The 13,701-nt window shown below is 58.8% G+C and carries 9 protein-coding genes; 8 read left to right on the top strand and 1 reads right to left on the bottom strand.

The window, feature by feature from the left end:
* Window positions 1–529 precede the first annotated feature (529 nt).
* Window positions 530–1,639 carry a GntR family transcriptional regulator gene (locus OBACDRAFT_RS22620; RefSeq protein ID WP_043589203.1) on the bottom strand — a complete coding sequence of 370 codons (1,110 nt, stop codon included), beginning with the start codon at window positions 1,637–1,639 and terminating at the stop codon, window positions 530–532.
* Between the two features lie 65 nt (window positions 1,640–1,704).
* On the opposite strand from OBACDRAFT_RS22620, the gene OBACDRAFT_RS22625 reads away from it, so the two are divergent.
* The 8 genes from OBACDRAFT_RS22625 (at window position 1,705) to OBACDRAFT_RS30975 (ending at window position 13,319) form a co-directional block, all read left to right on the top strand.
* Window positions 1,705–3,408, top strand: coding sequence for a sodium:solute symporter family protein (locus OBACDRAFT_RS22625; protein ID WP_043589205.1), 1,704 nt, complete (start codon window positions 1,705–1,707; stop codon window positions 3,406–3,408).
* Window positions 3,409–3,460: 52 nt separating this feature from the next.
* A complete protein-coding gene (locus OBACDRAFT_RS22630; RefSeq protein ID WP_157837256.1) occupies window positions 3,461–4,615 on the top strand; it encodes a sialidase family protein in 1,155 nt (384 codons plus the stop codon).
* A gap of 278 nt (window positions 4,616–4,893) precedes the next feature.
* Window positions 4,894–6,288 (top strand): glycoside hydrolase family 32 protein, encoded by a 1,395-nt coding sequence (locus OBACDRAFT_RS22635; protein ID WP_157837257.1) that lies wholly within the window; start codon window positions 4,894–4,896, stop codon window positions 6,286–6,288.
* A 50-nt stretch (window positions 6,289–6,338) separates the two neighbouring features.
* Window positions 6,339–8,330: an FAD-dependent oxidoreductase gene (locus OBACDRAFT_RS22640; protein ID WP_081722287.1), complete on the top strand. Its 1,992-nt coding sequence runs from the start codon at window positions 6,339–6,341 to the stop codon at window positions 8,328–8,330.
* Window positions 8,331–8,352: 22 nt separating this feature from the next.
* The gene (locus OBACDRAFT_RS22645; protein ID WP_043589211.1) at window positions 8,353–9,504 is read left to right on the top strand and encodes a sialidase family protein; all 1,152 of its coding nucleotides are present in this window, start codon (window positions 8,353–8,355) and stop codon (window positions 9,502–9,504) included.
* 46 nt (window positions 9,505–9,550) lie between these two features.
* Window positions 9,551–11,149, top strand: coding sequence for an exo-alpha-sialidase (locus tag OBACDRAFT_RS25965; protein ID WP_052362396.1), 1,599 nt, complete (start codon window positions 9,551–9,553; stop codon window positions 11,147–11,149).
* Window positions 11,150–11,440: 291 nt separating this feature from the next.
* Window positions 11,441–12,277, top strand: a complete 837-nt coding sequence (locus tag OBACDRAFT_RS30970; RefSeq protein WP_043589212.1) for an FAD-dependent oxidoreductase — start codon at window positions 11,441–11,443, stop codon at window positions 12,275–12,277.
* A 49-nt stretch (window positions 12,278–12,326) separates the two neighbouring features.
* Window positions 12,327–13,319 carry an FAD-dependent oxidoreductase gene (locus tag OBACDRAFT_RS30975; RefSeq protein WP_081722288.1) on the top strand — a complete coding sequence of 331 codons (993 nt, stop codon included), beginning with the start codon at window positions 12,327–12,329 and terminating at the stop codon, window positions 13,317–13,319.
* Window positions 13,320–13,701: the final 382 nt, after the last annotated feature.

Below are 13,701 nucleotides of genomic sequence, written 5' to 3' on the forward strand. Positions count from 1 at the left end.
CAAAGAATAACATTATTCTAAACGGTTCTTCGACGTTTTCAGTGGAAACTCGATAAGTTGATATAGCGGGAGTTGGCGCGGTAGCGCCCGTAGCGCAGGCATCTTGCCTGCCATCTAAATTGATTGCGCGAAGCGCGGTGACATCGGTTTGTCACGTAGTTCGGTGCATTATTGCCAATCCGAACCGTGTGACTCACGAATACGCAGAGGTAACGGTTCGGGCTAAAGCTCCGAACTACGTCAAGGCAAGCGGCGCTTCGCGCAGTAGATTGGATGGCAGGCAAGATGCCTGCGCTACGGGCGCTGCCGCGCCACCTCTCGTCTATCCACCGAAAATGTCGAAGAACCTTCTAAACCAAAAAGAATCTATTCGCCCTCGTCTGAGCTCCTCCCTGTCTGGACCGAAGCTTAAACCCTCGCTACTCGATTCCGTTCCCGCCTTCTCGCCACGCCCAACATAACGCCGGAATTCCGTGTCATGTGGAAATGAATACAAAGGAACTTTGAGAAATTTCCAGGAAATGGAGAGTCACCCTTTGCGGCGATCTCGCAAGGTTGCTCCTGCTACGAACTCCGGCAAGATGTGCGACTCCATGCCGGCTAACGAAGCTCCCGAAGCAATCCGTTCGGCCATACGCGCAACCTGCTTCGCCAGTTGCCGACTATCAAAAACATAGCGGCTCGGTTCCGGCATGCAGCTTGCCAGCCACGCATCCTCATCCCGGCAAACCAACGAAATATCATCGGGGATTCTCACCCCACGCTGCATCAAACGCGTATGCACCGTAAGGTAACAAAGCGGATCGGCAATCAACCACGCACTCGGCTTCTCCGCTCGCTCCACCAAACGATCCACGAGATGACACACGCCGTCCGTCGTTCCATTATGATGTATTATTTCTGCCACTACACCGTCATGCGCGCGGGCCGTTTCCAGAAAGGCCGCGCTGCATTCCATATCACCCAGTTTCCCCTCGCGATCCATAAGCATTGCCAGATGCCGGTGTCCCATTCGGATCATCTGCGCCGCCGCATGATGCCCCGATGCCTGATGATCCACCATCACATGAGGCAAACCACAACCGGCATGACGCGCCCCAATCACCAGCGCAGGCACATTCGATTCCTCGCACCACTGCTTCATCGACGCGTTCGAATTCGACCAGGAAATCAGCCAGCAATCATGTCGCGACTCCCGCACCAGTTTCCGAAATGCCCGGTTTTTGGCTCCATCCGAACGAAATTTCTTCTGGTAAACCTGCAGTCCAATCTGACGCGAATACAGGATGCGCCTGCATTCATCGATCCACAGGATGGTGCGCTGAAAAAGATGATCCATTTCCACGGGAAGGAAGAGTCCTACCGAACGTGAACGAAGCGCCATGCGACGGCCCCGCCCTCCTCGTGCGTCCGCCTCCTTCACCGTGGTTCCCTGCCGACTGCGCACCAAGACAACACCCTCCTGCTGCAACAAGTCTAAGGCCAAGCGCAGAGTCGTCCGGCTCGTCCCGATCTGTGTCGCCAGCACACGCTCAGCGGGAATGGCATCCCCCCATTCCCCCGACTTGATCCGTGCGCGCAAAAACGCTGCCACCTGCGTGGCTCTCGTCTGGAAGGGCATGTCACGGGAAGAGTTCATGGTTTATTCATTGGACCACGAGATTCCCCTTTTGAAAACCCATATCGCATTTTCTTCTTCGGCTTATGTTCGGACTTCAATGGCAAGACTTTCTGGTCATCGTGGCTTACCTCGTTATCGTAACCATCATCGGCGTGTGGATGGGAAAACGGGTGCACAACATGGGGGATTTCGCGATGCCGCGCACCTTCGGGAAAATCCTGATGATTTTCTTTTCGTTCGGCACGGGCACCAATTCCGACCAAGCCGTGGCCGTCGCCGCCAAGAGTTACACCAATGGCATATCGGGCATCTGGTATTCTTGGTTGGGAATCTTCACGACGCCGTTTTTCTGGATCATCGCGCCGATCTTCCGGCGGCTCCGCGCCGTGACCACGGCGGATGTTTTTGAGGCGCGCTTTGGCCGGAGCATGGCCTGCCTCTATGCGTTTCTGGGCTTCACAAAGCTGATGTTCAGCATCGGTTTGAGCCTGAAGGGAGGCGCGATCATGCTCACGGCGGTTTCGGGCGGGGCGATCTCCGGTGATGTCTCCATTTTTGTCCTCACGGTCCTCTTCGTTCTCTACGGCACGGTGGGAGGACTCTCCGCGGCAGTCATGACCGACCTGATTCAGGGGCTTATGACGATCGCGTTTTCCTTCATGCTGCTGCCATTGATTCTGAATTCAATCGGCGGGCTGGAAGGGATCCGAAGCTCCATCGACAATCCGGAATTTTTCAACCTCTTGTCCAATGAACAAATCGGTCTGTTCTTCGTGACGATGCTGGGAATCTTGGGACTGCTGATGGTGATCGGCGCCCCGCATACGATGGGAAATTGTGCGGCGGGACGGAATGAAATGGACGGTGCCGTAGGCTTCATGGTGGGAAGTTTCGTCAAGCGCATCTGCACGGTGGCATGGGCCTTTGTTGGTCTGGCGGGAGTGGTCTATTTCGCCGGGCGGGAGATCAATCCGGAGGAGGTTTACGGGCAGGTGGCACGGGAATTCCTGCCGCGGATCGGGTGGGGATTGCTGGGCTTTTTCCTCGCCTCGATGATGGCGGCGATGATGAGCACCTGCGACGCCCTCATGGTCGCGGCGTCCGCACTTTTTACCCAAAACCTCTACAAACCGCTGCGCCCGCACCGCTCGGCCAAGCACTACCTTGCCGTGGTGCGTATCTCCGGTGTCGTGATCGTGACCGGCGCGGTGTCCATCGCGTATCTGCTGCCGGGATTCATTGCTGGCGTGGAGATTTATTGGAAACTCAGTTCGATCATCGGCCTTGCCCTGCTCATGGGCTTGATGTGGCGCGGATTGACGCCGGCGGGTGCGTGGGCGACCACGCTGGGCGCATACGGGACATGGCTGCTTCTCTATTATTCTCCCGCCGTCGCATTGATCGCCCGATGCCCGATGGTCACAGAATGGGGCATCATTAGGCAAAATGCCTCCGGCGTCGCATCGGTATATATGCCCTGGCAGATTCTGTTTTTCCTGATCGCGGGCATTACGTCGGGAATCGTAGTGAGCCGTTTCACGCGGCAAATTCCACGCGAAAAACTCGATCGTTTCTATGCCCTGATACGGACTCCCATTCAGCCCGGCGAAGTGGTGGAAGAATCCTGCGTCCTCCCGCGAGGCGTCAATCCGCCAACGCCGCGTCATATTTTCCCCGGAACGTCCATCGAACTGCTCATCCCATCGTCCCGGACGGTGGCGGGTTTCGCCGCTGGCTGCGCGGGGGTCGTCGCATTGATCGGTGCGGTGGTCTGGATTCTCTCATAACCTGATTGCGTTGCCCTCCCCCCCCCCCCCCCCCCCCCCGCACACACACATGATGAAATACACAACCTACATCCTCACGCTCGGCGTCCTGATTTCCTGTGCTGCTTTGCAGGCTGAAACCTTGCAGGCAGAAGCGCCGCTGCCGATTTGGGCGGCGAAAAATCTCGATGGGCAACCGGTGCGCATTGCGGTTCCCGCGCCGAAAGACCTCCGCTTCGCTCATCTGTCTTGGAACAAGGTGCAGCGCACTCCCAAGGGAACGGTGATTCTGGCTTACACTGCGGGCACCTTTCACGGCAACGATGGCGGGGGAAGTCCCGCCGTCTCACGTTCCACCGACGGCGGTCGAACCTTCTCGGAGCCTCAAATCATTCGCGAGTTCGGCCCCGGCCGCGATTACACCCAGAGCGGCAACCTGGCGCTCGGCATTGACGAGAACGGGAACCTCGTGCTGCTCGCAATGGCTTTCACCGCCGACACCACCAGTCACATCTTCGGCTGGCGCTCGGAGGATGATGGCGTGACTTGGAAGCCGGTGGATACCAGCGCTCTGGGGCCCAACAAAACAGGATCTGTATTCGGTGATATCGTGTCGGTCGAAGGGCAAGGGCTCATGGTGCTCGGGCATTACCGGCAAGGCTCGAAGCCATATAACCGAGGCATCTGGCTGTCCACTTCTCAGGATCAGGGACGCACTTGGAGTCCGGCCCGCCGTATCTCGGATGTTCACGCAGCGGAACCTGTCCTTGTGCAGACTACTTCCGGTCGGTTGCTCGGCTTTTTCCGCAGTCGAGGTGATAAAACTCTGGGCGGCCGGCAATATGTAGGCGTTTCCGACGACCAAGGTGCCACTTGGAAAACCGAACTTTCCGTTCTGGATTCTGAAGACAACACCCGGTCCAGACTGGCGGCCCCATTCGCGGTTGAGAATCCCAACAACAAGGGGGAAATCCTCGTGCTCACCACCGAGCGCGGCAAAGTCGGAGAAACGCGGGGACGCATCTGGCTCTGGCGGGGGGACGCGCAGAAACTGGACTGGAAGCGCGAGCGCGTGTTGCTTGAATTTCCCCACATCCGGGGAGATGCCAACGACGACTTCGGTTATCCATGGCTGCTGCATCTCGAAGGAAACCGCTGGCTGATGTACTATTATCATGGCCAAAAAAAGGGTGCCAATCCGCTCTGGGTGACCGAGGTGAAGTTGTAATGCGGATACACTTATGGGAGGTCCTAAAAATTGAAAAATTACACAGAGGACACAGAGCAGGCACAGAGATTGGGGAGGAAAAAACGACTCCGCACCTTTTCCCGCTAACAAAGATTTTTATTTAAAATAAATGACTTACAGAAACATCCCCTTGCAGAAAAAACATCCGACAATCGGACAGTCCTCCCCAAGCTCTGTGCCCTCTCTGTGTCCTCTGTGTAATTCTTAGGAGCTCCCTTATGACAAAGAACGTATCCAAAAATAAGCGTACACTCGTGATGGATCCGGAACTCGTGAAGTCATCCACCGGCACCACGCTCACGGTCAACCCGCCTCTGGCTGTGCAGCCGGTGATCGTGCCGGACAAACCTTGGGAAGGGTTTATGATCAACTTCTACACCTCGGTCATCGACGAGGGAGGCAAACTGCGGCTCTGGTACAACTGTCGGGACAAGGACCGCAAATTCCATGTCGGCTACGCGGAATCGGAGGACGGTATCCATTGGACCAAGCCCGCCCTTGGTTTGACCGAGTTCGAGGGCAACACGGCAAACAACATAGTGAGCGGAACCAATTTTTTCGCCGGCAACGTGTTTCGCGATCCCCATGCGGCCTCTCCCGACGCCGCCTATGTCTGCATAAGCAGCGTGTTCAAGGGGTTTGCGCCGCCGGCCGAATGCGCCATCTACCGCTACACGTCGCCGGACGGCCTGCGCTGGAAGCGGGATGCGGAGCCGATGCTGGCATTCGAGGCCGATTCCCAGAATGTCACGCTGTGGGACGAAAAGTTGGGAAGCTATGTGCTTTTCCTGCGCGGCTGGGACCTGCACGACCCGGCGGGGCGCGCGCGCAGGGTCGTCAGGCTTGAGCTGGATGCATTGGACCGGCCAACCGGGATCAAACCGACGGGGCGCGGGCAGACGAAAGAACCGGAGCGAACGCCCTTCATCGCCGACGAGATACCCACGGTCTTCGCCTGTGATGCGCTCGATCCTATGCACACGGATGTTTATACCAGCGCCGTCCATCCCTACGGGACGCAGGGCGAATGGCTGGTGGGTTTTCCGTCAATGTATCGCCACGATACCGAGTCGCCCCATCGCAACGACGGGCGCACGGAGATCCAATTTATCGCCAGCCGCGACGGGAAAAAATGGCTTCGCTTCGACCGGGCTCCGTATGTGGCGCCAGGATTGGACGGCAGCGCGAGCGCGAACATGATCTACATCGGAGCAGGCTTGGTTGAACGCGGCGACGAAGTCTGGCATTACGGGACGATTTATCGCACCACGCATGGCGATGAGCCCGCGCGCCAGAAGCAGCAGGATGGCACCATCTGTCGTTTCACCCAGCGCATCGACGGATTCGTTTCCCTCAATTTCGCACCCGCTGGAGGTCGCTGCCTGACCAAGCCGGTGCCCGTCACCGGCGGGAAACTGAAGCTCAATGTTGACACTGGTGCCTTGGGAGAAGCCCGCGTCGGATTGTTGGATGAAAACGGACACGAAATCCTAGGCTTTGGAGTGGACGAATGCGAACCGCTGCGACTGAACGCAACTGGCGCCGATATTCGCTGGAAGGAACAGGCTGACCTTGCGTCCCTGCTGGGGCGGCAGGTGAGTCTCTTGATCGTGGCGACACGCACGAAGTTGTTCTCATTTCGTTTTGAATAAATGCCCCCTCCCCCCCCCCCGCCTCCACCTCCGCCTCCACAACTTTTATTATGAGCTCTCTTTCCCACTTTGATCTGGTCGTTTATGGCGCAACTCCCGGTGGCATTGCCTGCGCAGTGCGAGCCGCTCGCGAAGGACTGACGGTTTCGCTCGTCAGCGTCTTTCCTCATTTGGGGGGAATGCTTACTTCAGGTCTCGGACTTTATGATGCCAATTACACCGGCGAACGCGCGCCGCTCGTGACCGAAGTGTTCCAGCGAATACTCGCGCACTACGAGGCGGTTGACGGCCGTGAATCGGAGAATTACCGGCTCTGCCAAACCAACCAGACCTTCGAGCCACACGTTGCCGAAAAGGTGCTCACGGAAATGGTCGCGGGTGAACCGCGCATCAGCGTTTTCAAAGGCTGGCAGGTTACGGGCGTCGAGACATCGGGGAGGACGATCATTGGCATTCTGATCGAAGAAATGCACGGAAAGGAACGCCTCCGGCTGCAAGCACGCGCCTTTGTCGATACTTCCTACGAAGGCGACCTGCTGGCGGCGGCGGGTGCGCCTTACCGCGTTGGTCGCGAGTCGCGGACGGAATACGGCGAACCTCACGCCGGACGGATTTTTACTCGTTACGATGAAAGCCCCGACGGACCGCGCTACCCCTACGAAGCCTTGCACGGCTTCATCAAACTAAAGCCCTTCGACCTTTGCACGGGGAGGATTTTCCCCGGCAGCACGGGCGAAGGCGACAATGCAATCCAAGCCTACAACTTCCGCATCTTCCTCACGCGAGATCCCGCCAACCGCGCACCCATTCCGAAACCCGAAGCTTACTCGCGGGAAAATTACCTCGGCCTGTTGCAGTCGGAAAACGAGTCGTTGAACATTCCCTATCCGGTCAAAAGCAAATGGCTGGTGGATGACATCCGAAGCTTCAAGTTTCGCAACCACCGGACCATGCCGAACCGGAAAATCTCATGGAATCACGGCAGCTTTACCGGCCAGAATCACGAGTATCCCGAGGCGGACTGGTCGAAGCGTCGTGAGATTCTCGAACGCCACAAACGCCACGAACTGGGCCTGCTTTGGTTTTTGCAAAATGATCCCGATGTACCCGAAGAGGTGCGCGCTCGCGCTTGTGAACTAGGACTCGCCCGGGACGAGTTCACCGACAATGGCAACTTTCCTTGGGAGATCTACGTGCGTGAAGCCCGCCGGCTCTGTGGGCGAGCGGTTTTCACCGAGTTGGATGCCAGTCTCGCTGCGGGTATCCAGCGAACCCCGCCGCATTCCGACAGCATTGGCATCACCGATTGGATGATGGACTCACACGAATGCAGGACTGAGCGGCAACCCGGCAGTGCCTATGACGGAGCCATCCTCCTGAGTGAACTATCCAGACCTGCCCACATCCCGTTTCGCTGCCTGCTGCCGCCCGATCTGGACAACTTGCTTGTCCCGGTGTGCCTCTCGGCGACGCATGTGGGCTGGGGCTGCATCCGCTTGGAACCCACTTGGATTCATGTGTCTGAATCGGCGGCTTGGGCCTGCGTGCTCGCCCAGCGGCGTCAGGAAATGCCGGCGCAGATTCCGGTCGAGGAATTGCAACGGCTGCTTCTCTCGCGAGGCGTGATGATCTCGTTTTTCAACGATTTCGACATGCGCCATGATGCGCCTTGGGTGGAGGCGGTGCAATTCTTCGCCGTGCGGGGATTTTTTCCGACCTACAATGCCGATGCTGATCAGCCGCTGGATGAAGCAAGCGCCGTTTTGTGGATTCAGGAATTGGCCGGTCTGTTGGCAGGCAAATCCCAAGCATTGACGCTCGCCCGGCAGTTGGCAGCGGTGAGAACGACCGCGTCAAAAATTGATCCCCTTAGTTTTGCCACGCAGCTTTGTGAGGCGCTTGGTGCAAGTGCATCCGCCGATTGGATACCGGCTGAATTGGCTTCAAGTCCAAAGCCACTGACCCGAGGTGACGCATGCCGTATCATGTATCGCGCGATGAACGCCCAGCGATCAGAATGCCGCGCCGTTCCTGCAAGTTAACGTGAGGCATTAACACATACTCATGATGAAAGGCACAACCTACATTCTCGCACTCGGCTCCCTGATTTTCTGTCCTGCTTTGCAGGCTGAAACGTTGCAGGCAGAAGCACCGCTGCCGATTTGGGCGGCGAAAAACCTCGATGGCCAACCGGTAAGCATTGCGGTTCCCGCGCCGAAAGACCTCCGCTTCGCTCATCTGTCCTGGAACAAGGTGCAGCGCACCCCCAAGGGAACGGTGATTCTGGCTTACACTGCCGGCACCTTTCACGGCAACCGTGGCGGGGGAAGTCCTGTCGTCTCACGTTCCACCGACGGCGGCCGGACCTTCTCGGAGCCTCAAATCATTCGCGAGTTCGGCCCCGGCCGCGATTACACCCAGAGCGGCAACCTGGCGCTCGGACTTGACGGGAACGGTGACCTCGTGCTGCTCGCCATGGCTTTCACCGCCGATACCGCCAATCACATCTTCGGCTGGCGCTCGGAGGATGATGGTCTGACTTGGAAGCCGGTGGATACCAGTGCTCTGGGGCCCAACAAAACAGGACCCGTATTCGGCAATATCGTGCCGGTGGATGGGCAGGGGCTCATGGTGCTCGGGCAATACCGGCAAGGCTCGAAGCCATATACCCAAGGCATCTGGCTGTCCACCTCCCGGGATCAGGGACGCACCTGGAGCCCGGCCCGCCGTATCGCAGACGTTGATGCAGCGGAGCCCGTCCTTGTGCAGACTACTTCCGGCCGACTGCTCGGCTTTTTTCGAGGTGATAAAACTCTGGGCGGTCGGCAATATGTAGGCGTATCCGACGACCAAGGTGCCACCTGGAAAACCGAACTTTCCGTCCTGGATTCCGAAGACAACACCCGATCCAGACTGGCGGCCCCATTCGCGGTTAAAAATCCCAATCGCAAGGGGGAAATCCTCGTGCTCACCACCGAACGCGGCGAAGTCGGAGAAACGCGGGGACGCATCTGGCTTTGGCGAGGGGACGCGCAGAAACTGGACTGGAAGCGCGACCGCCTGTTGCTTGAGTTTCCCCACATCAAAGGAGATGCCAACAACGACTTTGGTTACCCATGGCTGCTGCATCTCGAAGGAAACCGCTGGCTGATATACTATTATCATGGCCTGAAAGATGGTGCCAGTCCGCTATGGGTGACCGAGGTGAGGCTGTAGTGCGGACTACGAAAAAAATAACCGCGAACATCCAGACAACTCCTTTATGCCCAAACGATCCATCCTCGCCGTCATGCTTTTCCCGCTGTGTTGCTTTCCTGCCCTGCTGCACGGCAGCGAACCCTTTTTCGCCAAGCAAACCGTCCTGACCCGACAGACGGAAGGTTATCATACCTTCCGCGTGCCCGGCCTTGCGGCGACCCCGTCGGGCTCGCTTCTCATCTTTTGCGATGGCCGCGTGGATGGCGGCGGCGACGTCGGCAAGATGGATCTCGTTGTCAAACGCAGCCCGGATGGCGGCAAAACTTGGGAGCCGGTGCGCACGCTCTTCACCGACAAGGGCAGCAAGACAAAGATCGGTAATGTCTCGGCGGTCGTTGATGAAAAAACCGGCAACCTACATGCCATATTTTGCAAAAACCTTGAGCAGGCCTACAGCATTAGCTCCACGGATGGCGGAGCGACTTTCGAGAACCCGGTGGAAATTACCGAGGTTTTTAAAAAATTCGCGAATCCCTGGGTCTTCTTCGCCACCGGCCACGCCCACGGCATCCAGCTCCGCACCGACCGGCTCGTCGTCCCCATTTTCCTCAGCGAAGTGCCTCGTTCCGGCGGCAAAAAGCGCGATAGCTTCCATGTCGGGGTGATCTACAGCGACGACCACGGCAAGACATGGCAGGCAGGCGGCACCGTGCCCGAAAGCAGCCATCTAAACGAGAGCACGATCTACGAGGCCTCCGACGGCTCGATCGTGATCAATGCGCGAGCCACGAATTCCAACCGCTACGTTGCGCACAGCGCGGACGGCGGCCAGACTTGGTCAAAACCCGTATCCGACAACAATCTCTGGGGCGCCCGCTGTCAGGCCAGCTCGCTGGTCACGCAAGATAGCGACGGCAAACGCGTCACCCTTTTCACCAATCCTGCTGGGCCCGGTCGCACGAATCTCACCGTCCGCCTAAGCTATGACGACGGCAGGACGTGGCCCTACGCGAAGCTCATCGACGCCGAAGCCTCCGCCTACAGCGACCTCGCGCTCGGTCACGACGGCAGGATTCATATCGCTTACGAATCCGGAAAAAAATCCGCCTACGAGGGCATTGCTGTCGCCAGCTTCAACGTCGATTGGATCCTCAGTGCTCCGCAAGCCGCCACCGTCTCGCCAGCGACGCAGGCAGCTTCGCCACCGGCCAAATCCCAAAGTCTGTCGGGCGTGGTCGTTGACGACGAGGATGCCGAACGATCCGGCAAGTGGGAGCCGGGGCAAAAAGCCGGGTATGTTGGAAAAGGATACCGGCGCGCGACGTCTGGCGATTCCACCGCGCGATTCCTTCCCGACCTGCCGCAGGCCGGCGAATACGAGGTGCGCCTTCTCTATCCTGTAACGGGCAAGAACACCTCGAAGGCCAAGGTCACCATCCTGAGTGTGGACGGCGAAAAAACGCTCATCATCGACCAGCGCAAAAGCGCGTTTGACGGCACGGTGGCCCGCTCGCTCGGCACCTTCCAATTCAACGAAGGCAAGGAAGGCGCGGTGACAATTTCCGCCGAGGGAGCGGATGGCTTCGTTCTCATCGACGGCGTGCAATTCGTCCCCGTTGAGATTGCGAAAGAGGAACGCAGGAAAGTGAATGCGGCGCAATAGCGCCCGTAGCGCAGGCATCTTGCCTGCCGTCTGGTCTATAGCGCGAAGCGCAGTGACCTTCATGGAGTGCGGCGATTCATCGCCGCTTTTGACGAACCGTTTCAACGGTTCGCCAGTAAGCGTGAAGCGTGCTAAAGCACGCGAAACAAAGCGGCGATGAATCGCCGCACTCCATAGGAGAACCGAGGAGGTCCATTTAATGGACCATACATTTGCCCTTTGAACATCTCCGGTTCCGGAAATGTTCGGGCATTCCATAAACCGCCCTCACCTTCCCGCGATTCCCGAGCCATGAACATCGGTGCCCATCATTATCACCGCCGCATAAAAACCAACGCAGGGGAAAAACAAGATTTACCGGACCTGGTCGTTTTTGGCGGGACGGCTCCCGGCATCGTGTGCGCCGTGCGCGCAGCGCGCGAGGGGATGCGGGTTGCACTGGTAACATCGGGCATCCACTTGGGCGGTGCGCTGCCTTCGCTCGGCGCGTTGGAGACCCACTATCGCGGTGCGCGCTCACCGCTCGTGAGCGAATTCGAAGCGCGGGTGAAGGAGCATTACCGAACGCGCCATGGCGAGGATTCCGAGCCGTTTCGCGTCTGCACGGGCGGTTCAATGCTCACGTTCGAGCCGCATGTGGCCCAGGAAATTCTCACACGCTGGATCACCGACGAACCGGGCATTCGCTGGTTGAAAGGATTCACGCCGGTCCGCGTGGAACGCGAAGGCGCGCTGATCCGCGCCGTGGTGTTCGAGGTGACGGAGGCAAAAAAACTGGCGACAGGAGGAACACTGAGGCTTGAGGCGGACGCCTTTGCTGACGGCAGCTACGAGGGCGACCTGATGGCGCTGGCCGGAGCCGGGTTTCGCATCGGACGCGAGGCGCGCACGGAGTTTGGCGAGCCGAGGGCGGGGCGGGTTTTCACGCGCTGGCTGAACGGCGTTCACCCGCGGGCCGCCGCCGAAGGCCGGCTCAATCTTGTCACCGCCAAAGCCACCACCTCCGAGCCACTGCCGGGCAGCACGGGCGAAAGCGACGACAACGTGCAAAGCTACAGCTACCGCCTCTGCCTCACAGACGATCCCGCGAACCGCCTGCTGCCTGCCTCCCCCCCCCCCCGGCTATGAACGCGAACGCTTCACGCCGATCCTGCTCCCGCCCGCCGAAAAAGAGCGCATGAGACTGCCGTTTCACCACCGCTTTCTTATCCAGACCCTGCACGAGATGGTGGAGAATGACCACGTCTTCCACGGGCACGCGCTGCCCAACCGCAAACGCAGTTGGAACGCGACGAATCTCACCGGCGCAGGCAAACGCTACGCGGCGGCCTCCCCCGCCGAACGCCGCGCCATCGAGTGCGCCCACGCCACCCACGCGCTCGGCCTCATGTGGTTTCTGCAACACGATCCAGCGGTGCCCGCCGACATCCGCTCCCGCGCCCTCGAATGGGGACTGGCCGGCGATGAATTTGCCGGGACGCAGAACCTGCCGCCCCAGCTCTATGTGCGCGAGGCGCGCCGACTTGCGGGCCGGGCCGTTTTCACCGAGCACGACGCCCTCGCCGAACCGGGAAGGGAACGCGCCCCGGTCCACGCCGATTCGATCGGCATCACCGAGTTTTCCCTCGACTCGCTGGCCTGCACCACCGAACGCCTGCCGGGAACAGGCGCATTGTGCGACGGACAACTTTTCCAGATGGAAAACTCGCGTCCCGGCCAGGTGCCGTTTGGGGTGCTTTTGCCGCGCGAGATCGACAACCTGCTCGTCGTCACCTGCGTCTCCGCGACGCATGTCGCTTGGGGCACGATACGGCAGACGCCGACATTGATGCACCTTGCGGAGTCGGCGGCCTGGGCACTGGTGCTCGCGAGGCGTCGCGGTGTGGCTCCGGCGAACCTCGATGTATCCGAATTTCAACGACACATCGTGAGTCACGGCATCATGATTTCGTTTTTCAACGACTTCGACATGTCCTGCCCCGAGCCGTGGGTTCCCGCGATGCAACTGCTCGGCATCCGAGGCTTTTTCCCCGATTACGACGCCGCGCCGCACCGCGTGCTCAACGAGGCCGCAGCCCACGACTGGAGCCGTCGTGCGCCGCATGTCGAGGCAAGCCGGCTCCTTGGCAAAACCCATGCGGAAGCCGCGTCGATGATCGTGGATTCGTAGCGCGAAGAAACGTCCGCGCATCATACTATTTTCCAATCAGAAATATCTCACGCAGAGACGCGGAGGCGCAGCGAAAACAGATGTATTCTCTCTGCGACTCTGCGACTCTGCGTGAGTTCTTTTTACCCTCTTATTATATCTTTGAGTGAGGGAGTGGTATCAGGCGGCGGAGGCACCATGAGCTAACTCACTGGGCAACGACATGGTTCATTTATTGGACCATGTAATCCGTCTTTTGAAAGCCCTGTTTCGCCCAAAAACTCCCCCAAGAAACCCGTATTCCAACCAGATTTTATCAACCCAACACCTCCCGCCCTCCCGCCCTCTTTCCTACTGCTCACTGTTCACTGCTCCCCCCCCCCCCCCCCCGTCCGACTCACAA

It is taken from the genome of Geminisphaera colitermitum TAV2, assembly GCF_000171235.2.
GTDB classification, from domain to species: Bacteria; Verrucomicrobiota; Verrucomicrobiia; order Opitutales; family Opitutaceae; genus Geminisphaera; species Geminisphaera colitermitum.

Excerpts from the sequence above, each read along its gene's own strand:
- OBACDRAFT_RS22620 (WP_043589203.1), bottom strand. The coding sequence starts at position 1,639 with ATGAACTCTTCCCGTGACATGCCCTTCCAGACGAGAGCCACGCAGGTG.
- OBACDRAFT_RS22625 (WP_043589205.1), top strand. The coding sequence starts at position 1,705 with ATGTTCGGACTTCAATGGCAAGACTTTCTGGTCATCGTGGCTTACCTC.
- OBACDRAFT_RS22630 (WP_157837256.1), top strand. The coding sequence starts at position 3,461 with ATGAAATACACAACCTACATCCTCACGCTCGGCGTCCTGATTTCCTGT.
- OBACDRAFT_RS22635 (WP_157837257.1), top strand. The coding sequence starts at position 4,894 with ATGGATCCGGAACTCGTGAAGTCATCCACCGGCACCACGCTCACGGTC.
- OBACDRAFT_RS22640 (WP_081722287.1), top strand. The coding sequence starts at position 6,339 with ATGAGCTCTCTTTCCCACTTTGATCTGGTCGTTTATGGCGCAACTCCC.
- OBACDRAFT_RS22645 (WP_043589211.1), top strand. The coding sequence starts at position 8,353 with ATGATGAAAGGCACAACCTACATTCTCGCACTCGGCTCCCTGATTTTC.
- OBACDRAFT_RS25965 (WP_052362396.1), top strand. The coding sequence starts at position 9,551 with ATGCCCAAACGATCCATCCTCGCCGTCATGCTTTTCCCGCTGTGTTGC.
- OBACDRAFT_RS30970 (WP_043589212.1), top strand. The coding sequence starts at position 11,441 with ATGAACATCGGTGCCCATCATTATCACCGCCGCATAAAAACCAACGCA.
- OBACDRAFT_RS30975 (WP_081722288.1), top strand. The coding sequence starts at position 12,327 with ATGAGACTGCCGTTTCACCACCGCTTTCTTATCCAGACCCTGCACGAG.